Origin of the sequence: Actinacidiphila yanglinensis (assembly GCF_900107965.1) — a bacterium.
Taxonomy (GTDB): Bacteria; Actinomycetota; Actinomycetes; order Streptomycetales; family Streptomycetaceae; genus Actinacidiphila; species Actinacidiphila yanglinensis.
The window spans coordinates 81,571-101,516 of the sequence record NZ_FNVU01000030.1 but is presented as its reverse complement, the minus strand read 5'-3'; the positions used below and the strand labels follow the sequence as shown (position 1 = coordinate 101,516).

The following is a 19,946-nucleotide window of genomic DNA, read 5'->3' as shown; positions in this document are numbered from 1 at the left end:
GGCACCACGAGGAGGAATAATCCCCGGGTGCACAGCGTCCTCGCTGTGTCGCCTCCCCCACCCCAACGGGCAGGAAAGGACTTTTTCAAAGGAACCACATCCCGATCGGAAAACCGATCCGGACGGGGTATCAACATATCTGGCGTTGACTTTTGGCACGCTGTTGAGTTCTCAAGAAACGGAAGCTGCCATCGGCTGCCCTTCCGGGCCCCTCCGGGCTTTCCCTTCGTTGTGTTCCGACTCTATCAGACGCTTTCCAGTGCCTGACCCCCAGTCAGCGGGGCTTGTCTTTCCGGCCCTTCGGCCGTTCCGACGAGTGAGACTTTAGCGGAACCGTCCCGTCCGACCAAATCGGCCGGGCGCTTCGAAACTCCACTCGCATTCCGCAAAAGCGCACATCGAAACGAGAGCACGCCGAAGCGGCTTCGAGTCGAGAGGTTCCTGCAGGATGGCCGCCCGGGGACCGACCTGGATCGGCACTCACGTCGGACAGCTCGCGGTACGTTACGCGTCCGTTCAACCCGTGTCAACCTCGGTCCGCCGGACCCCTGGAAGAGGGGTGCGGGCGGTGCGATCCTCGGGCCGATCCGTCAGTCGAGGTCTTCCAGCCGGCCGCCCGCGTCGGGCTGGTCGGACTCCACCCGGCGGAGCAGGCGGGTGAGGATCTCGCCGAGCGCCGCGCGTTCGACGGGGGTGAGGTCCTGGAGCAGCTCGTCCTCGAAGGCCGCGGCGAGGCGCATGGTCTGGAGCCACTTCTCCCGGCCCTCGTCGGTGAGCTCCACGATGACGCGGACCCGGTTCGACTCGTCCCGCTCGCGGGTGACCAGTCCCTCGGTCACCATGCGGTCGATCCGATGGGTCATGGCGGCGGGCGTGAGGCCGAGCCGCTTCGCGAGGTCGCCCGGTCCGAGCTGGTAGGGCCGGCCGACGACGACCAGGGCCTTGAGGACCTCCCACTCGGAGTTGCTGATGCCGAGGTCCACGAGCTGGCGGCCGTACGCGACGTTCATCCGGCGGTTGAGCCGGCCGAGGGCGGTGACGACCTTCTCGACCTGGGGATCGACCTCGGGGAACTCGCGCTGGTACGCCGCGATCTGTTCGTCGAGGTCCAGCTCCTGGGGGGCGCCCGCAGGGCCCGCAGCAGAGGTCATGCCCTGAGTATGCCACGGAAAGACATTGCACTAAAGCCCTTCGCCATGTAGTCTTTAGATTCGAAGTTTAGTTCTGAAGTCTTCACTCCGAAGCTGATGCGTCAGCATGGATGGCGGTGCCGCTCAAGGCCGGACCGTTCAGGGGTGGTCGAAGCTGCGTCGTCCCCGGACAGGGGGCGACCGTGATCGAGTGAGGTGAGTGTGAACACCGCGATGGGCGCCGCGCTGCGCCGTATCCAGCTGGGGAACGCGTTGAGTGCGTTCGGCAACGGATTCACCGTGCCCTTCACCTTCGTCTACGTGTCGCAGGTGCGCGGGCTCGGTGCCGGTGTCGCCGGCGCGGTGCTGGCGATGTTCGCCGTCGCCGCGCTCTTCGTGCTGCCCTTCACCGGCCGGGCGATCGACCGGCGCGGTCCGGTGCCGGTCGCCGTCGCGGGCACCGTGCTGGCCGCGTCCGGCTCGCTCGGGCTCGGCCTGTCCGGCAGCGAGGTGGGCGTGATCGCGGCGGCCGGCGCGCTGGGCGCGGGGATAGCCGTGGTGCAGCCGGCGCTGGCGACGATGATCGTGTGGTGCTCGACCACGGCGACGCGGTCGCGGGCGTTCGCCATGCAGTTCTTCCTGAACAACCTGGGGCTGGGCGTCGGCGGGCTGATCGGGGGGCTGATCGTGGACACCTCGCACCCGTCGTCGTTCATCCGGCTGTTCGCGATCGAGGCCGCGATGTTCCTGGTGCTCGGCGCGGTGGTCGCGACGGCGCGGGTGCCGGGCGCGCCGCGCGTGGTCGCCGCCGGGCGGTCCTCGGCCGGCGACGGCTCCGAGGGCGCCGAGAGCGGTTGGCGCACGCTGCTGCGGGACCGGGCGATGGTGAGGGTCTGCGTGCTCGGGTTCGTGATGTTCTTCGCGTGCTACGGGCAGTTCGAATCGGGGCTCTCGGCGTTCGCGGTGGAGGTCACGCACATCTCGCCGGCCACGCTGGGTGCCGCGCTCGCGGCCAACACCGCGGTGGTGGTGCTGGCGCAGTTCGTGGTGCTGCGCCTGGTGGAGCGGCGGCGGCGCAGCAGGGTGATCGCCGGAGTCGGTCTGGTGTGGGCGGTGGCATGGGTGGCGGCCGGTGTGTCCGGCCTGATGCACGGCAGCCACACGCTGGCGGTCGCGGCGATCATCTCCACGTACGCGCTGTTCGGGCTCGGCGAGGCGATGCTGGCTCCCACCGTGAACCCGCTGGTGGCCGATCTGGCGCCGGAGCGGATGGTCGGGCAGTACAACTCGGCGTTCGCGCTGGTGAAGCAGCTCGCGCTGGCGCTGGGTCCGGCGGTGGCCGGTGTGATCGCGGCGGCCGGGGCGTATGACGCGTACATCGTGATGCTCGTGGTGTGCTCGCTGGCGATCTCGGTGACGGCGCTGCGGATGGCGCGGCATCTCGCGCCGGCGCAGGACCGCCCGCTGCCGGTGGCCCATGTCGTGGCGCGGTCCGTCCGCCCGGAGCCGCTGGAGGCCGAGCGCGTCCCCTGCTGAGCCGGGGACGCGCCGGTCCCGTCCGGTGAGGCGGCGTTCCGGGCCGGGCTCAGTCCGGCCCGGCGCCGGTCACGTCGGCAGGGCGAACTCGCACCAGACGGCCTTGCCGCCGCCCGGGGTGCGGCGGGAGCCCCAGCCGGTGGCGATGGTCGCGATGATCGAGATGCCGCGGCCGGCTTCATCGCCGGGTTCGGCGCGGCGGCGGCGCGGGAGGTGCTCGTCGCCGTCGGTGACCTCGATGATCAGGCGGCGGTCGGTGCGGCGCAGCCGCAGCCGCATGGGCGGCACCCCGTGCTTGAGCGAGTTGGCGACCAGTTCGCTGGCCGCGAGGACCCCGAGGTCGCGCAGTTCGTTCGGGAAGCGCCAGGAGGCGAGCACCCCGGAGGCGAAGGCGCGGGCGCGGGGTGCGGCCTCGATGCCGCCGAGGAGGTCGAGGGACGCGTTGCGGAAGAGTTCGGCGTCGGACCCGGTGTGCTCGGGGTACTGCAGGACGAGCACCGCCACGTCGTCGTCGTGTTCCGAGGTGACGCCGAGCGAGCGCAGCAGCCGGTCGCAGATCACCTGGGGTGCGCCGGTGGCGCCGGCCAGGGCGCGGGTGAGGGCGGCGACGCCTTCGTCGATGTCCTGGTCGCGGCGTTCGATGAGCCCGTCGGTGTAGAGGACGGCGGTGCAGCCGGGTCCGAGCGGGACGGTGCCGGAGGTGTGGATCCAGCCGCCGGTGCCCAGGGGTGGTCCGGTGGGTTCCTCGACGCAGTGCACGGTGCCGTCGGGGTCCCGGATGAGGATGGGGAGGTGGCCGGCGCTGGCGTAGTGCAGGCGGCCCTCGCTGGGGTCGTGGACGGCGTAGACGCAGGTGGCGATCTGGGTCGCGTCGATCTCGGCGGCGAGCTCGTCGAGGAGCTGGATGACCTCGTGCGGAGGCAGGTCGAGCCGGGCGTAGGCGCGTACCGCGGTGCGGAGCTGGCCCATCACGGCGGCGGCGCGTACCCCGCGGCCCATGACGTCGCCGATGACCAGGGCGGTGCGGCCCGCGCCGAGGGTGATGACGTCGTACCAGTCGCCGCCGACCGCGGCGTCGGTGCCGCCGGGCTGGTAGGTGGCGGCGACGCGCAGGTCGTCGGGTTGTTCGAGTTCCTGCGGGAGGAGGCTGCGTTGGAGGGTGACGGCCGTGTCGTGGAGGCGGCGCTCGCTCTCGCGGAGGCGCTCGGCGGACTGCACCTGGTCGGTGACGTCGGCGCCGAAGACGAGGACGCCGCGGTTCTCGGGGTCCGGGTCGCCGTGGTGGACGGGGGTGCAGGTGAAGGTGAAGTAGCCCTGGCGGGCGGGGGTTCCCGGGCCGGCCGGTGAGCCCTGCGTGACCTTGCGGGCTTTGACGGTGCGCGGTTTGCCGCTGCGGTGGACCTGGTCCATCAGCGGGAGCAGGCCGAGTTCGTCGAGTTCGGGCAGGGCGTCGCGGGCGGGTGTCCCGGTGGTGCGGGGGCCGAAGACCTCGGTGTAGGCGTCGTTGACGAAGCGCACGCGATGGGCCGGGCCGCGGGTGACCGCGATGAGTGCCGGGAGTCGGCTGAGTACCCCGCGGACCGACTTCTCGCTCGCGGGGGTGGCGTCGGCCGGGACCGCCGGAGGCGGGTGGCCGTCGCTGTCGGGTGCGCCGTCGCCGGCAGCGGTGCCGATGCCGCCGGGCATGGGGTCGCCGGCCTTGCCGCGCGCTGCTGGTACGGCACTGCGTCGCTGTGTTCCGGGGAGCCGGGCGCTCCAGCGCGTAAGGTTCAAACGTCCGATTCCTCGTATTTGTCACTCTTTGGCAGTGCTGCTGCACGCGTGGTCACCCGCCCAGTGTGGCCGAACCGGGGCGCGGGCGGGAATCGTGGAGCGGCCGGGCCCGGTCAGGAGGGGTCGGGTGTGCGATCGGATCCGGCCGCGAGTTCGAACTCGGCGCGCGGGTGTTCCAGCGAGCCGAGCGAGACGACCTCCCGTTTGAACAGGCCGGACAGCACCCATTCGGCGAGGATGCGGGCCTTGCGGTTGAAGGTGGGCATCCGGCTGAGGTGGTAGATCCGGTGCACCAGCCAGGCGCGGTAACCCTTCAGGGCGCGGCCGCGGACGAAGGCGACCCCTTCGTGCAGGCCGAGAGAGGCGACCGATCCCGCCTGGGCGTGCCGGTAGTCGGTGAGCGGGCGGCCGCGCAGCTCGGCGATGAGGTTGTCGGCGAGCACGCGGGCCTGGCGCAGGGCGTGCTGGGCGTTGGGGGCGCACTCGGCCCCGGGCCGCTCGACGCTCAGGTCGGGGACGGCCGCCGCGTCCCCCGCCGCCCACACCCGCTCGGCCCCCTCCACCCGCAAGGTGGCGTCGGCGCGCAGCCGGCCGTGGGCCGTCAGCGGCAGGCCGGTGTCGGCGAGCAGCGGCGCGGGCTTGACGCCGGCGGTCCACACCAGGGTCCGGGTCGGCAGCCGGTCCCCGTCGGACAGCACCGCGATCCGGTGCTCGCAGGAGTCGAGCCGGGTCTCCAGCCGGATGTCGACGTTGCGGCCGCGCAGTTCGCGCATCGCGTAGCGGCCGAGCGCCTCGCCGACCTCGGGCAGGATCCGGTCGGACGCCTCGACCAGGACCCATCGCAGGTCGTCGGTGGCGATGTTGTGGTAGTACCGCACGGCGTAGCGGGCCATGTTCTCCAACTCGGCCAGGGCCTCCACGCCCGCGTAGCCGGCGCCGACGAAGACGAAGGTCAGCGCGGCCTCGCGGACTTCGGCGTCGCGGGTGGAAGAGGCGATGTCGAGCTGTTCGAGCACGTGGTTGCGCAGCCCGATGGCCTCCTCCACGGTCCGGAAACCGATGCCGAACTCGGCCAGGCCGGGCACCGGCAGGGTGCGCGAGACCGAGCCGGGGGCGATCACCAGATGGTCGTACGGGATCTCCAGGGCGTTGCCGCCCTCCTCCAGCGTGACCAGGGTGGCGACGGTGGCGACGCGCTTGTCGGGGTCGACGCCACGTGCCTCGCCGACGATGATCCGGCACTTGCCGAGCACCCGGCGCAGCGGCACCACCACATGCCGGGGCGAGATCGAGCCGGCCGCCGCCTCGGGCAGAAAGGGCTGGTACGTCATGTACGGCTGCGGTTCGACGACGACGATCTCGGCCTCATGGCGTTTCAGCTTGCGCTGGAGCCGCAGGGCGGCATACATCCCGACATAGCCACCGCCGATGACGAGAATACGCGGTGTGCTTGTCCTGCCCATGGCTGCCGACTCCGTCGTCATTGCTCCATGACGCAATGGACCAGAGCCGTTTGTCCACAGGGCGGACACGACGATTCCGGGAGATCGGCAACGACCCAGGTCAGCGAGGCCGGTTCCGATCGTCTTCGCGGTACGGCCACGGGGGCCGGCGCGGTGCCCGCTCGGGCTCCCCGCGGAGCACCGGAAGCATCCCCCTTCTTTCTTGCCGCAGCCTCAACTATGTTCGTATCTCGTAGTACCGCGCCACTGGCGCGGCGCACTTCACAATGGGTGGGGAGTCTCCGGGGGGAGACATTGATTCACCGGGGGATGGGACAAATGCACATTCAGGACTCTCAGCGCACGTCGACCGCCGCTTCGGACGCGCGGGGCGGCATCGGTCGCCCCGCGCCTCTGCGGGTCGACGCCCAGCGCAATCTCGAACACGTACTGCGGGCCGCCCGCGAGGTGTTCGGCGAACTGGGCTACGGCGCACCGATGGAGGACGTGGCCCGGCGTGCCCGGGTCGGCGTCGGCACCGTCTACCGCCGCTTCCCCAGCAAGGACGTGCTGGTCAGGCGGATCGCAAAGGAGGAGACCGCACGACTGACCGAGCAGGCCCGTACCGCGCTCGGGCAGGAGGACGAGGCGTGGTCCGCGCTGGCCCGCTTCCTGCGCACCTCGGCCGCGTCCGGCGCCGGGCGGCTGCTGCCCCCGCAAGTGCTGCGCGTGGACGGCGGATCCGCCGGCAAGGAATACCGCCCCGGCGGCGACGAGCCGGTCCGGGTGCCGCCGCAGCGCACACCGCTCGCGGTGGGTGCGGGCGGACCGTCCGACCTCGGCATTCCCGCCGACGCGGACCACACCGCCGCGCACACCGGCATCCAGGGCGACCTGCAGCACGCCCGTGGCCGCGCCGAGCAGCGGGCGGACGACGACGGGGTGGGCACCCTGCTCGACGTCGTCGGCCAGCTCGTCGAACGGGCGAGGGACGCGGGCGAGTTGCGGCACGACGTCTCGGTGGCCGATGTGCTGCTGGTGATCGCCGCGTCCGCACCATCGCTGCCCGACGCCGGCCAACAGGAGGCCGCCTCGGCGCGGTTGCTCGACATCCTGCTGGAGGGCCTGCGTTCGCGGCCGGCCGGCCGTGTCGCGGGGCTGCGCCACCACGCGGGCAGCGACTCGATCGAGTGATCGTGGAGGATGTGTGAACGGTGTGGCCACGGATGGGTGGTTCCGCCGGATCACCTGACACCGCGCTCCGGTCCTGTGCCACGCTTGCCCGGTGGATGAGGCAAGCGGGGAGTCCGGCTCCGCACCAGCGGACCCGGAGACCGGGGACGCGGCACCGCAGAACAGGGTGCCGGGACAGCGCGATCCGTTCGCACGACCCGAATCCGCCGCCACGGAACCCGCCGCCGCATCCACATCGATCCCGGCTCCTGCCGCGGCGCCCCCGACCGGCCCTGCGGCAGGGCCCACCGGGCCGCCCACCGAACTGCCGGCCGACGCCGACCTGTACGCGGCGGACCACCCCGGCATGGATTCCGGCGCCGGCCCTGACACCGGCGCCGGGCCCGCACCTGGCACGGAAAGCCGCACCGGCACCGGCCTCGACGACACCGTGCCGATCGAGGCGGCGGCCACGGGGCATCCTGCTCCCTCCGCCGCCCATTCCGGCTTCTCCGACGCCGAGTTGGTCGACCAGGTCCGGGCCGGGCAGGACAGCGCGTACGAGGAGCTGTACCGGCGCCACGCCGACTCCGTACGCCGCTATGCCCGTTCGTGCTGCCGTGACGCGCACACCGCCGAGGACCTGACCGGCGAGGTCTTCGCCCGCACCCTCCAGGCCATCCGTGGCGGCAGCGGCCCCGAATCCGCGGTGCGCGCCTACCTGTTGACCACGGTGCGCCGGGTCGCCGCCTCCTGGGGCAACACCACCCGCAGGGAGCAACTGGTCGAGGACTTCGCGGTGTTCGCGGTCTCCGCGGCCGGTGCCACCGCCACCGCCCGCAGCGCGGACCTCGGCGCCGACGTCCGCGCCATGCACGAGGCCGAACGCTCCCTGGCCATCCGGGCGTTCCGTACCCTGCCCGAGCGCTGGCAGACCGTGCTGTGGCACACCGCGGTCGAGGACGAGTCGCCCAGCGAGGTCGCCCCGCTGCTCGGCCTGACCCCCAACGCGGCGGCGGTACTGGCCCACCGCGCCCGCGAGGGCCTGCGCCAGGCCTACCTGCAGGCACACGTCAGCAGCACCCTGACCGCCGAGGGCGAGTGCGCCCGCTACGCCGACCGGCTCGGCGCCCACGCCCGCGGCGGCCTGCGGATCCGCGCGGACCGGGAGCTGAACCGGCACCTGAAGGACTGCGCGCGCTGCACCGCCGCCTCGGCCGAGCTCGCCGACCTCAACTCCGCGCTCAAGGGCCTGCTGCCGGTCGCGTACATCGGCTGGTTCGCCGCGGCCTACGCCACCAAGGCAGCCGGGCTCGTGGTGGCAGGAGGTGCGGCCGCCGGTGCGGCGGCGGGCGGCGCAGCCGCCGCGGCCTCGGGTTCGGGCGGCACCGCGGGTGCGGCCGGGGGCGCTGCGGCAGGCGAGGGTCTGGGCGCGCCCGCGAAGGCGGGCATCGCCGCGGCGGTCGTGGTCGCGGCGGCCGGGGTTGCCTTCGCCTTCGCCCTCACCGGCGGGCACGAGAAGGCCCCGGCGAAACCGCAGGCAAAGCCGCCGGCCACCATTCCCGTCACCGTCGCGCCGCCACCCCCGCCGAGCCCGGCGCCGAAGCCCGCGCGACCGAAGCCGGTGCCGCCGCCCCCGGCCCCCGCGGCCGCCACCTCCCCGCCCGAGCCGTCCCCCACGCCCACACCGAAGCCGAAGCCTGCGCCGCCGCGCCCCACGCCGACGCCGGTGAAGCCGACACCGACCCCGACGCCGCCTCCCCCGGCCCCGATCGCCTACCGGGTCAACTCGCTGCCGGTCGGCCTCCTCGGCCAGAGCGCGGACGAACCGACCATCACCCCCGAGGGCCTGGGCGACTGGTGGTGGGACCGGTCGGACCCGACCGTCGACGGCACGACCTACGACCACGGCATCACCGTCCACGCGCCCTCCACGGTGACCATCGCCCTCAACCGCTCCTGCGTGTCCTACGACGCGCGTGCGGGCATCGACGACCTGGTCAGCCCGCTGGTACGCACAGCGGTCACCTTCGCGGTGTACGCCGACGGGACCCGCCTGTGGTCCTCCGGGCCCATCCACCCGGGCGACCCGGCCGTCCCGGTCCACGTCGGCCTGACCGGACGCACGTCGATCCAGCTCGTCGTCACCCCCAGCTCCGGCTCCTTCGCGTTCGCGAACCTGGCGGACTGGGCCGACTCGGTGATCACCTGCGCCTGACGGCAGGCCGAGGACCGCCGGCCGTCAGGCACCGACCAGGACACCCATGAGCCGGGGCCGGGGTTACTTCACCTCGCACACGCCGTCGGCGCACGCCCCGCCCGCGTCCGTGTCCCCGCCCGCGCTCACGGCACCGGGCTGCTCCTCGCCGGCCGTCTCCCTCGCCACCTGCTCCAGCACCTGGAGGAACGTGGAGGTCTCCTGGCCGCCCTGGACCGCCCACTTGCCCTCGAAGACGAAGGTCGGTACCGCGGTGATGCCGAGGTCGCGGGCCTGCTCGATGTCGGCGGTGACCTCGTCGAGGAGGGCGTCGCCGTCGAGGAACGCGGTGACCTCCGCCCGGTCCAGCCCGGCCGCGACGGCGGCCTCCGTGAGCTGGGCGGGGTCGCCGATGTCCAGGCCCTCCGCGAAGTGCCCGGTCATCAGCCGCCCCTTGAGCCGGCTCTGGACGGCGGGGCCGTACTGGTCGAGCGCGAAGCGCAGCACGCGGTGGGCGAGCAGCGAGTTGTTCTCCAGCACGGAGTCGAAGTCGAACGCCAGGCCCTCGGCGGCACCGAGCCGCGCCAGCCGGTCGTCCATGGCGACGGCCTGGGGACCGTACTTCGCGGCCAGCACCTCGCGGTGCGGGCGGGGCTCCGACGGAGCCTCCGGGTCGAGCTGGAACGGCCGGTAGACCACTTCGACGGCACCGCCCTGCGGAAATGCCGCCAGCGCCCGCTCGAAGCGTGACTTTCCGACGTAGCACCACGGACAGGCGATGTCCGAATAGATCTCGACCTTCACGCTGCTCACTCCCAGTGATCCGTTGCACGGAAATCCGATTGAAATATCAATAACTCGCTCCGCGAAACCGTACGCCACCGCCCGGCTATTCCCCCGGCCGCACGCCTTCGCGCCCCCGGCCCCGGTTTCCTCCGGCCCGAGCTACCCCGGCTCCACCCGTTCCCCGGGCTCCTCCGTCCCCTCCGCCAGGTCCAGCAACTCCGCCATCCCCGCCAGCTCCGCGGCCGCCGCCTCCCGGCTCAGCTCCGCCCCCGCCGTCCGCAGCCGGGCCGACTCCCCGGCGCCCAGCGCGGCCGTCACCCGCGCGCGGACCGCGTCGTCCAGCGCCCGCTCCGGCAGCGTCCGCGGCAGCTTCGCGCGCACCGCGTCCGCGGCGCCGGACATCCGCACCGCCGCCCGCAGGTCGCCGAGCGCCGCCAGCACCTCCGCGGCCGCGTCGAGCTGCGTGCCGACCACCACCTCGGTGCAGCTCGCCTCAACTGCCATCCGCACCGCCCCGGCCACCTCGCGCAGCGCGGCCCCCGGATCGCCCTCGGCCGCGATCAGCCGCGCGGACAGACCGCGCAGTATCACGTGGAACATCGGCGGCGGGGTGCCGTCGCCGATCCGTCCCACCGCGAGCTCCTGCACCCGCCTGGCCTCGCGCAGGTCGCCGTGGTCCAGCAGGATCAGCGCCCGCAGGTAGCGGATGTAGGTGCGGGCGTCCAGCGCCGCGTATCGTTCGGCCTCCTCCTCGGCCTCGCCGAGCAACCTGTGCGCGTCCTCGACGTCGCCGTCCCGGTACGCCAGCTCGGCCACCCGGGCCAGCAGGAACGGACCCTCGCCGAACGCGCCCAGTTCCCGGCCGAGCCGGTACGCCGCCTCGAACTCGGCGCGGGCGGCCGGGTGGTCGCCGCGCAGCGACTCGACCTCGCCGCGCGCGGAGTGCATCTGGGCCTTGATCCAGCGGTCGTCCAGCCGCTCGTCGAGGGCGCTGAGCTCGTCCCGGTCGCGGTCGGTGAGTTCCAGCCCGCCGGGCGAGTCGACGGTGACGTGCAGCCGGAACATCAGCGCGGCGGCCAGTTCCCAGTCGCCGCCGTGGGCACGGCAGTTGTCCACCACGGTGTCGGTCTCGGCGAGGAGGTGGCTGTTGTTGCCGCCGGACAGGTAGATCATGAACGGCCACAGCATCCCCGGGAAGCGCGCCGCGGGCCGGCCGGCCTGCCGGTAGACGACGCAGAGCCGGGCCGCGGTCGCCCGCGCCTCCGGCAGGGCCCACTGATCCTCCGAGGCGGCGTCGGACTGGACGAAGAACAGCAGCATCCGCAGGTCGTTGCGCGGCCAGTACAGCGGATCGTCCGGGTCGCCCGGCACCTCCCCGCCGAGCGCGGCCACCCGCTCGAGCCACCCGCACGCCTCGTCACGGTAGCTGCGCAGCCACCAGAACCAGCCCATGGCCAGCGCGATCGCGATCGCGTCGGACTCCGCCCGGTCCTCCAGGGCGCGGTGCAGCGCGGCCCTGACGTTGTCCAGCTCGGTCTCCAGCACCTCGAACCAGTGCAACTGGTCCGAGCCGCGCAGCTCAGGGTCGATCCTCGCGGCGAGGTCGCGGACGTACGCGGTGTGCCGTTCCCCGGCGGCGACCAGTTCGGCGGGACGCTCGTGGGCCCGCTCGACGGCGTACTCGTGGATCGTCTCCAGCAGCCGGTAGCGGGTGCCCTCGGTCCGGTCGTGCTCGGCCACCACCAGGGACTTGTCGACGAGTTGGGCCACCGTGTCCAGCGCGTCGGGGCCGCACACCGCCTCGGCCGCGGCCAGCGTGCAGCCACCGGCGAAGACGCTCAGCGCGCGCAGCGTCGTCCGCTCCCGCTCGTCCAGCAGGTCCCAGCTCCAGTCGACCACCGCACGCAGGGTCTGCTGGCGTGGCAGGAGGGTGCGGCTGCCGCCGGTCAGCAGCCGGAACCGGTCGTCCAGCCGGTCGGCGATCTGCCGCGGGGTGAGCGCGCGCAGCCGGGCCGCGGCGAGTTCGATCGCCAGGGGGAGGCCGTCCAGCCGGCGGCAGATCACGCGGACCGCCGCGTCGTCGTCCGGGGCCGGCGGGACAGGGGTGTCCGCGGGCCCGCGCCCGTCGGGGGTCCGAGCCGTGCGCGGCGCCGTGGGCGGGCGGACACTTCCCGCGCGCTCGGCGAACAGCCGGTACGCGGTCGGCGGCGGCAGCGGCTCCACCGGGCGGACCACCTCGCCGGGCACGCCGAGCGGCTCGCGGCTGGTGGCGAGAACGGTCAGGCCGGGGCAGCGCTCGAGCAGTTCCGCGGTCACGTAGGCGGCGGCCTCGATCAGGTGCTCGCAGTTGTCCAGCACCAGCAGCAGGCGGCGGTCGGCGCAGTACTCGACGAGCCGCTCCATCGTGTTCTCCGTGTGCGGCTCGCCGGTCAGCGGGTCGCGGGCCGGGCCGAGGACGAGGGTGTCACGCCGGCCCAGGGCGCTCAGCACGGCGTGCGGGATGGCGTACGGGTCGTCCAGCGGGGCGAGTTCGGCCAGCCACACGCCGTCCGGGTAGTGGTCCTGGCCCGCCTCGGCCGCCTCCTGGGCCAGCCGGGTCTTGCCGGAGCCGCCGGGCCCGGTCAGCGTCACGAGCCGCGCGGCCCGTACGTCGACGTGGATCGCCGCGAGGTCGCTCTCCCGTCCGACGAAGCTCGTCAGGCGGGCCCGCAGGTTGCCGCGGGGCGGCCGGTCCGCGGTCGCCGGAGCCGCCGCTTGAGGACGGGCCGGGGGCGGCGCGGGCTCCTCCGGCGGCGGCGCGAGCAGTTCCGCGTGCAGTGCCCGCAGTTCCGGGCCCGGGTCGGCGCCGAGGGTGTCGGCGAGCACGGTCCTGGCCGCTTCGTACGCCACCAGGGCATCGGCGGCACGGCCGGCCGCCCGCAGCGCGCGGATCAACTGCGCGTGGAACGGCTCGTCCAGCGGGTGCGCCGCCACCGCCTCCCGCAGCGCGGGCAGCGCCGCGGCACTGTCGCCGAGGGCCAGCTCCGCCTCGAACTTGGCCCGCAGCGCGGCGAGTCGCAGTGCTTCCGGGCGGGCCGCGGCGGCCTCGCGGTCCGGCAGGTCCGCGAAGGCGGGGCCGCGCCACAGGCCCAGCGCGCGGTCCAGGGCGCGGGCCGCGCTCCGCGCCCGGCCCTCCCGCAGATCCGCCTCGCCGGCGCGCAGCAGCGCCTCGAACGCGAACAGGTCGACGCTCTCGCGGGGCGTGTTCAGCCGGTAGCCCCCCGGCTCGGACGCCACCGCGTCCCGGCCGAGTACCCGGCGCAGCCGGGCGACCAGCGCCTGCAGGGCTCCGGGCGCGTCGGCCGGGGGCTCCCGCGTCCAGACCTCGCCGATCAGGGCCTCCGGGGCGACCGGACGGTTCGCCCGCGCGGCCAGGACGGTCAGCACGGCCCGGACCTTCGCGCCGCCCAGGGGCAGGACGTCGCCGTCCTCCGACCTGGCCTCGGTCACCCCGAGTACGAAGTAGCGCACGCCGTCCATTCTCCCTGTCGGGGCCCGGCCGGACCGCTGTTCGCGCACCGCCTGCGCCCGCCGGCGGGCGGGCGGGACGGTCGGCGGGTCAGGAACGCGGCGGCGGGGGGTCCTCGCGGTCGTGCGGGCCGAGGAGTTCGTCCGCGAGCGTCGGCAGGTCGTCGAGAGGGGTCTCCTCGGCCCACTGGGGACGCGGGCGGCGGGCGGACTCGACGGCGGGGAGTTCGCGGGTGCGCTCGTCGCCCTCCGGGCGGAAGAGCCACGGCGGTACGCGGTCGGTGGGGTCGTCGGCCCGGGCGGTTCCGGGGGTGGGCGGCGGCAACTCGGTGGTCTCGTCGTTGTTGCTGTCACCGGGCTCGGACCCGGCCCCGGACTCCGGCTCGTCCTCCGCTTCGGGTTCCGGTTCGGGCGCGGGCTCGGGCGCGACCGGGGTCATCACGGTCGTGGTCTCCGAGGAGGACGGCGGCGCCACGGGCGGCAGCACCGCGGTCTCGTCCGCGTCGCGGCCGGCGTCGGGAGCCGCGTCCTGCCCCGCGTCGGGCTCGTCGGTGACGGCGGGCAGCACGGTCGTCTCGTCGGAGCCGGAGTCGGTGTCGGAACCCGAGCCGGAGCCGTCGGGCGCGGCCGGAGCGGGGGCGTCCGTGCCCGGGTGCCGGTCGCCGACGGCGGGCAGCACCGCGGTCTCCTCCGAGTCCGGGGACGCCGCGGCAGCCGCGGCAGCCGCGGCAGCGGCGGCGGCCGCTCGCGTCGCCTCCGCGCGCTGGAGCGCCTCCTCGGCCTTGCGCTGCTTCTCCTGCCGCTTCTCCGCCGCCTCGGCACGCAGCCGCGCCTGCTCCTCCGCGAGCCGGCGCAGCCGCTCCTGCTCGGCGGCACGAGCCGCCTCCTCGGCGGCGATCCGCGCGTCCTCCTCGGCCTGGCGGCGTGCGGCCTCCTCAGCGGCGAGCCGGGCCGCCTCGGCCTCCTGCGCGGCCTTGCGCTCGGCGATCTCGCGCCGGGCGGCCTCCTCTGCCGCGAGCCGGCGCTCCTCCTCTTCCCGGCGCAGCCGGTCCAGCTGCTCCTGGCGCTCGCGGGCCTGGCGCTCCTCCTCGGCCTTGCGGGCGGCCTCCTCGGCGGCCAGCCGGGCCGCTTCCTCGGCGGCCTTGCGCTCGGCCTCGGCGCGGGCCTCGATCTCCTGCGCGGACAGCGGCAGCAAGCGGTCGAGCCGGTGCCGGACGACGGTGGTGACCGCCTCCGGGTCCTGGGCCGCGTCGACCACGAGGTAGCGGGCCGGGTCGGCGGCGGCGAGGGTCAGGAACCCGGAGCGCACCCGCTGGTGGAACTCGGCGGGCTCGGACTCGAGGCGGTCGGGTGCCTCGGTGAAGCGTTCGCGGGCGGTCTCGGGCGAGACGTCGAGCAGTACCGTGAGGTGCGGTACGAGTCCGCCGGTGGCCCAGCGGGAGATCCGGGCGATCTCGGTGGGCGCGAGGTCGCGCCCGGCGCCCTGGTAGGCGACGGAGGAGTCGATGTACCGGTCGGAGATGACGACGGCGCCGCGTTCGAGGGCGGGCCGCACCACGGTGTCGACGTGCTCGGCGCGGTCCGCGGCGTAGAGCAGGGCCTCGGCGCGGGGCGAGACCCCGGCGGAGGACACGTCGAGAAGTATGGAGCGCAGGCGCTTGCCGACGGCGGTGGCGCCCGGCTCGCGGGTGACCACCACCTCGTGGCCCTTCGCCCGGATCCACTCGGCGATGGCCTCGACCTGGGTGGACTTGCCGGCGCCGTCGCCGCCCTCGATGGCGACGAAGAAGCCGGTCGCGGCGGGTGCGGAGGCGGGCTCGGCACCGCGCAGCGCCTCGCGCAGGTCCCGGCGCAGCGGCACCCCGGTGCGGTCGTCGGTCTTGCCCAGGACGAGCGCGGCGACCGGCAGCAGCAGCGCGCCGACGAGGATCAGGGTGTAGGCGGCACCGCTGTGGTCGAAGGTGAAGTGGCCGTTCTGGATGCGGTGCGGGCCGATCGCGGCGGCCACGAGCGGTCCGCCGATCGCGGCCGCGCCGAGGACGGCGCGCACCACCGCGTGCAGGTGCTCGACGGTCCGCACCCGGCGGGACTCCTCGGCCTCCTGCTCGATCAGGGTGTGTCCGGCGTTGGCGGTGACGCCCGCAGCGACGCCGGCCAGCAGCGACAGCGCCAGCACCGTCGCCTGGTCGGGGACGACGCCGGTGAGCAGCAGGGCGAGGCCGGTGAGGCCGGTGCCTACGGCCAGCAGGCGGCGGCGGGACAGTCCGGGCAGGGTGCGCGGGCCGACCCGGATACCGATGACGGTGCCCGCGGTCAACGCGAGGACCAGCAGGCCGAATCCGGTCGGGCCGAAGCCGAGGGCGAGGGCGTGCAGCACGGCGACCGCGACGGCGACGGCGATCGCCCCGGCCACCGCGGCGGTGGCCGGCACCAGCAGCGGCAGCGCGCCGGTGCGGCCGCGCTCGGCGCCCGCCGGGCCCTTCGGCAGCCGCAGGCCCTGGAGCGGGGAGTGCGGCGTCGCGACGCTGCCCGCGGGCAGTTCGAGCAGGTACAGCACGGCCATCGAGGACGAGAAGAGCCCCGCGGCCACGTACGAGGAGAGGGCGGCCTGGTGCAGGTCGAACCAGTCGACGCCCACCGCGATCAGCGTGTTGACGAGGGTGACCACCACCAGGGCGGCCGCGGCCAGCGGCAGCGCGACGAAGCTCGTGCGCAGGTCCAGCCGGTGCAGCGTGGCCAGGTGGTCGGGGGCCGGCCGTACCGAGGTGTCGCCCGGCGCGGGCAGCAACCCGGGGGCGGCGCCGTCCTTCGCGATCACCCACAGGCGTTCCGCGAGCCCGGCGACGAACGCGGTGCCCAGCAGCCACAGGTGCGCCGAGCCGGGCACCCAGGTGATCCACAGCGGCGCGACGATGAACAGGGCCAGCCGGACCGCGTCGGCGCCGATCATGGTCCAGCGCCGGTCGAGCGGTCCGCTCTCCGCGGTGAGGGCCGTCAGCGGGCCGAACAGCACGCCGCCGAAGAGCAGGGCGGCCACCAGCCGCGCCGCGAACACCGCGGCCACGGCGAAGGCCACGCCCCGGTAGCCTCCGCCGAACGCGTGCGCGGTGACGGTGGCCTGCACGGTGAGTAGCAGCAGGACCAGCAGGCCGAGGCGGTCGGCGACCGCGCCCGTCAGGTGCGCGCTCCACAGCCGGCGCAGCGCGGGAATCTTCAGCAGCGCGCCCACGGCCCGCTCACGGGAGTCGGCCGAGAGATCGGTCGCGAACGCCTCGGTGACGTCCTTCGCGGGATGCGCTGGCTGCTCGGATCGCGTCATCCTGACAGCCTATCCGCCCCGCCCGAACCAAACGTGCTCCCCCGAACAAAGCTGCGCCCGGCAGCCCCGGACCCCGGACGGCTGCGCGGAGAACCGCGCCCCGGCGGCCCGGATCGCCGTCCCGGTCCCCGCGCCGCGGTCCCCGGGCGCGGGGACCGCGGCGCCGCCCTTCGCGGGGGCGGCGGGGCCGCTACTCCTTGGCGGAACCGGCCTTCTTGGCCGCCGTCTTCTTCGCGGCCGCGGTCTTCGCCGGGGCCTTCTTCGCCGCCGTGGCCGAGGCGGTCTTCTTCGCGGCCGTCTTCTTGGCGGTGGTCTTCTTCGCCGGCGCCTTCTTCGCCGCTGCGGCCTTCTTCTTCACCGGGCCCTTCGCCCGCTTCTCGGCCAGCAGCTCGTAGCCGCGCTCGGGGGTGATCGTCTCGACGTCGTCCTCACGGCGGAGCGTCGCGTTGGTCTCGCCGTCGGTGACGTACGGGCCGAAGCGGCCGTCCTTGACGACGACGGGCCGCTCGCTGACCGGGTCGGTGCCCAGTTCCTTCAACGGGGGCTTGGCGGCGGCGCGACCGCGGGCCTTGGGCTGGGCGTAGATCGCCAGCGCCTCGTCGAGGGTGATGGTGAAGAGCTGCTCCTCGTTCTCGAGCGAACGGGAGTCGGTGCCCTTCTTCAGGTAGGGCCCGTAGCGGCCGTTCTGCGCGGTGATCTCGACGCCCTCGGCGTCGGTGCCGACCACGCGGGGCAGCGACATCAGCTTCAGGGCGTCGGCGAGGGTGACGGTGTCCAGGGACATCGACTTGAAGAGGGAGGCGGTCCGCGGCTTCACCGCGTTCTTGCCGGTCTTCGGGGTGTCCTCGGGCAGCACCTCGGTGACGTACGGCCCGTAGCGGCCGTCCTTGGCGACGATCGGGCGGCCGGTCTGCGGGTCGTCGCCGAGCGCGAACTCGCCGCTGGGCTTGGCGAAGAGCTCCTCGGCCAGCTCGACGGTCATCTCGTCCGGCGGCAGGTCCTCGGGGATGTCGGCGCGCTGGTGGTCGTCCTCGCCGCGCTCACCCTTCTCCACGTAGGGCCCGTAGCGGCCGACCCGCAGCATGATGCCCTCGCCGACCGGGAACGAGGAGATCTCCCGGGCGTCGATCGCGCCGAGGTCCTCGACGAGTTCCTTGAGGCCGCCGAGGTGGTCGCCGTCGCCGCCGGTGCCGGGGGTGCCGGGGGTGCCGGGGGTGCCGGAGGCGCCCGAAGCGGCCGGGCCGGAGCCGGCGTCGCCCTCGGGACCGAAGTAGAACCGGCGCAGCCACGGCACGGCCTGCGCCTCGCCGCGCGCGATCCGGTCGAGGTCGTCCTCCATGGACGCGGTGAAGTCGTAGTCGACCAGCCAGCCGAAGTGCTTCTCCAGCAGGTTGACCACCGCGAAGGACAGGAAGGACGGGACGAGCGCGGTGCCCTTCTTGAAGACGTAGCCGCGGTCGAGGATGGTGCCGAGGATGGTGGCGTAGGTCGACGGGCGGCCGATCTCCTTCTCCTCCAGCTCCTTGACCAGGCTCGCCTCGGTGTAGCGGGCGGGCGGCTTGGTGGAGTGGCCGTCGGCGGTGATCCCGTTCGCCGAGAGCGGGTCGCCCTCGGTGACCTGCGGCAGCCTGCGCTCGCGGTCGTCCAGCTCCGCGTTGGGGTCGTCGGCGCCTTCGACGTACGCCTTGAGGAAGCCGTGGAAGGTGATGATCTTGCCGGAGGCGGAGAACTCGGCGTCCCGGCCGTCGGAGGCGGCGCCGCCGACCTTGACGGTGACGGACTGGCCGACCGCGTCCTTCATCTGGGAGGCGACGGTGCGCATCCAGATCAGCTCGTACAGCCGGAACTGGTCGCCGGTCAGGCCGGTCTCGGCAGGGGTGCGGAAGCGGTCGCCGGAGGGGCGGATCGCCTCGTGCGCCTCCTGCGCGTTCTTCACCTTGCCCGCGTAGACGCGCGGCCGGTCCGGCAGGTAGTCGGCGCCGTAGAGCTGCGTGACCTGCGCGCGGGCGGCCTTGACGGCGGTCTCCGACAGCGTGGTGGAGTCCGTACGCATGTAGGTGATGAAGCCGTTCTCGTACAGCTTCTGGGCCACCTGCATGGTCGCCTTCGCGCCGAAGCCCAGCTTGCGCGACGCCTCCTGCTGGAGGGTGGTGGTCCGGAACGGGGCGTACGGCGAGCGGCGGTACGGCTTGGACTCGACGCTGCGCACCGAGAACTGCGAGTCGGCGAGCGCGGCGGCCAGCGCCCGGGCGTTCTCCTCGTCGAGGTGCAGCACCGCGGCGCTCTGCTTGAGCGCGCCGGTGGAGGCGTCGAAGTCGCGGCCCTGGGCGACCCTGCGGCCGTCGACCGCGATCAGCCGGGCCGTGAGGGTGGAGGGGTCCGAGGCGTCACCGGGCCGGCCGGTGTCGAAGACGCCGGTCAGGTCCCAGTACTCGGAGGTGCGGAAGGCGATCCGCTCCCGCTCGCGCTCCACCACCAGGCGGGTCGCCACGGACTGGACCCGGCCCGCCGACAGCCGCGGCATGACCTTCTTCCACAGCACCGGGGAGACCTCGTAGCCGTAGAGGCGGTCGAGGATGCGGCGGGTTTCCTGGGCCTCGACCAGCAGCTGGTTCAGCTCGCGCGGATTGCGCACCGCCTCCTGGATGGCGTCCTTGGTGATCTCGTGGAACACCATCCGGTGCACCGGCACCTTGGGCTTGAGGGTTTCCTGCAAATGCCAGGCGATGGCCTCGCCCTCGCGGTCCTCGTCAGTGGCCAGGAATAGTTCGTCGGAGTCCTTGAGGAGATCCTTGAGCTTCTTGACCTGTGCCTTCTTGTCGGCGTTCACGACATAGATCGGCTGGAAATCGCTGTCCACATTGACGCCGAGCCGCGCCCACGGCTGGCCCTTGTACTCCGCCGGCACTTCGGCGGCCCCGTTGGGGAGGTCGCGGATGTGCCCCACGCTGGCCTCGACGACGTATCCAGGGCCGAGATAGCCCTTGATCGTCTTCGCCTTGGCAGGCGACTCGACGATGACGAGTCGGCGGCCGCCCTGTGCGGTCTCGCGGGTCGGGGACAACTTCGCTCTTCTCTCCGGT

General features: G+C 73.7%; 10 protein-coding genes. 3 read left to right on the top strand and 7 right to left on the bottom strand.

Features of this window, described 5'->3' with window-relative positions:
• Positions 1 to 590: 590 nt before the first annotated feature.
• A complete protein-coding gene (locus C4U44_RS38790) occupies positions 591 to 1,151 on the bottom strand; it encodes a MarR family winged helix-turn-helix transcriptional regulator (RefSeq protein WP_103890825.1) in 561 nt (186 codons plus the stop codon).
• A 213-nt stretch (positions 1,152 to 1,364) separates the two neighbouring features.
• Between C4U44_RS38790 and C4U44_RS38785 the strand changes: the two genes are divergently transcribed.
• On the top strand, positions 1,365 to 2,666 hold the full coding sequence (locus C4U44_RS38785; protein ID WP_456053393.1) for an MFS transporter: 1,302 nt from the start codon (positions 1,365 to 1,367) through the stop codon (positions 2,664 to 2,666).
• A 69-nt stretch (positions 2,667 to 2,735) separates the two neighbouring features.
• Here the strand turns inward: C4U44_RS38785 and C4U44_RS38780 are convergent, their stop codons facing one another.
• Together C4U44_RS38780 and C4U44_RS38775 are read right to left on the bottom strand one after the other, a co-directional pair.
• Positions 2,736 to 4,439, bottom strand: coding sequence for an ATP-binding SpoIIE family protein phosphatase (locus tag C4U44_RS38780; RefSeq protein ID WP_103890823.1), 1,704 nt, complete (start codon positions 4,437 to 4,439; stop codon positions 2,736 to 2,738).
• Between the two features lie 113 nt (positions 4,440 to 4,552).
• Entirely contained in the window at positions 4,553 to 5,902 is a 1,350-nt protein-coding gene (locus tag C4U44_RS38775; protein WP_103890822.1) for an NAD(P)/FAD-dependent oxidoreductase, read from the bottom strand.
• Positions 5,903 to 6,220: 318 nt separating this feature from the next.
• Here C4U44_RS38775 and C4U44_RS38770 point away from each other — a divergent pair, with 318 nt between their 5' ends.
• Both C4U44_RS38770 and C4U44_RS38765 read left to right on the top strand, forming a co-directional pair.
• The gene (locus C4U44_RS38770) at positions 6,221 to 7,075 is read left to right on the top strand and encodes a TetR/AcrR family transcriptional regulator (protein WP_103890821.1); all 855 of its coding nucleotides are present in this window, start codon (positions 6,221 to 6,223) and stop codon (positions 7,073 to 7,075) included.
• Between the two features lie 346 nt (positions 7,076 to 7,421).
• Positions 7,422 to 9,272 carry a sigma-70 family RNA polymerase sigma factor gene (locus tag C4U44_RS38765; protein ID WP_103890836.1) on the top strand — a complete coding sequence of 617 codons (1,851 nt, stop codon included), beginning with the start codon at positions 7,422 to 7,424 and terminating at the stop codon, positions 9,270 to 9,272.
• A 63-nt stretch (positions 9,273 to 9,335) separates the two neighbouring features.
• On the opposite strand, the gene C4U44_RS38760 is transcribed toward C4U44_RS38765, so the two are convergent.
• The 4 genes from C4U44_RS38760 to topA form a co-directional block, all read right to left on the bottom strand.
• On the bottom strand, positions 9,336 to 10,064 hold the full coding sequence (locus C4U44_RS38760) for a DsbA family oxidoreductase (RefSeq protein ID WP_235032666.1): 729 nt from the start codon (positions 10,062 to 10,064) through the stop codon (positions 9,336 to 9,338).
• 132 nt (positions 10,065 to 10,196) lie between these two features.
• Complete coding sequence (locus tag C4U44_RS43385) at positions 10,197 to 13,547, bottom strand: BTAD domain-containing putative transcriptional regulator (protein ID WP_103890834.1); 3,351 nt, start codon at positions 13,545 to 13,547, stop codon at positions 10,197 to 10,199.
• A gap of 88 nt (positions 13,548 to 13,635) precedes the next feature.
• Complete coding sequence (gene tmk, locus C4U44_RS38750; protein ID WP_103890820.1) at positions 13,636 to 16,863, bottom strand: dTMP kinase; 3,228 nt, start codon at positions 16,861 to 16,863, stop codon at positions 13,636 to 13,638.
• Between the two features lie 190 nt (positions 16,864 to 17,053).
• Positions 17,054 to 19,927, bottom strand: coding sequence for a type I DNA topoisomerase (gene topA, locus C4U44_RS38745; RefSeq protein ID WP_103890819.1), 2,874 nt, complete (start codon positions 19,925 to 19,927; stop codon positions 17,054 to 17,056).
• Positions 19,928 to 19,946: the final 19 nt, after the last annotated feature.

Excerpts from the sequence above, each read along its gene's own strand:
- C4U44_RS38790 (WP_103890825.1), bottom strand. The coding sequence starts at position 1,151 with ATGACCTCTGCTGCGGGCCCTGCGGGCGCCCCCCAGGAGCTGGACCTC.
- C4U44_RS38785 (WP_456053393.1), top strand. The coding sequence starts at position 1,365 with ATGGGCGCCGCGCTGCGCCGTATCCAGCTGGGGAACGCGTTGAGTGCG.
- C4U44_RS38775 (WP_103890822.1), bottom strand. The coding sequence starts at position 5,902 with ATGGGCAGGACAAGCACACCGCGTATTCTCGTCATCGGCGGTGGCTAT.
- C4U44_RS38770 (WP_103890821.1), top strand. The coding sequence starts at position 6,221 with ATGCACATTCAGGACTCTCAGCGCACGTCGACCGCCGCTTCGGACGCG.
- C4U44_RS38765 (WP_103890836.1), top strand. The coding sequence starts at position 7,422 with ATGGATTCCGGCGCCGGCCCTGACACCGGCGCCGGGCCCGCACCTGGC.
- tmk (WP_103890820.1), bottom strand. The coding sequence starts at position 16,863 with ATGACGCGATCCGAGCAGCCAGCGCATCCCGCGAAGGACGTCACCGAG.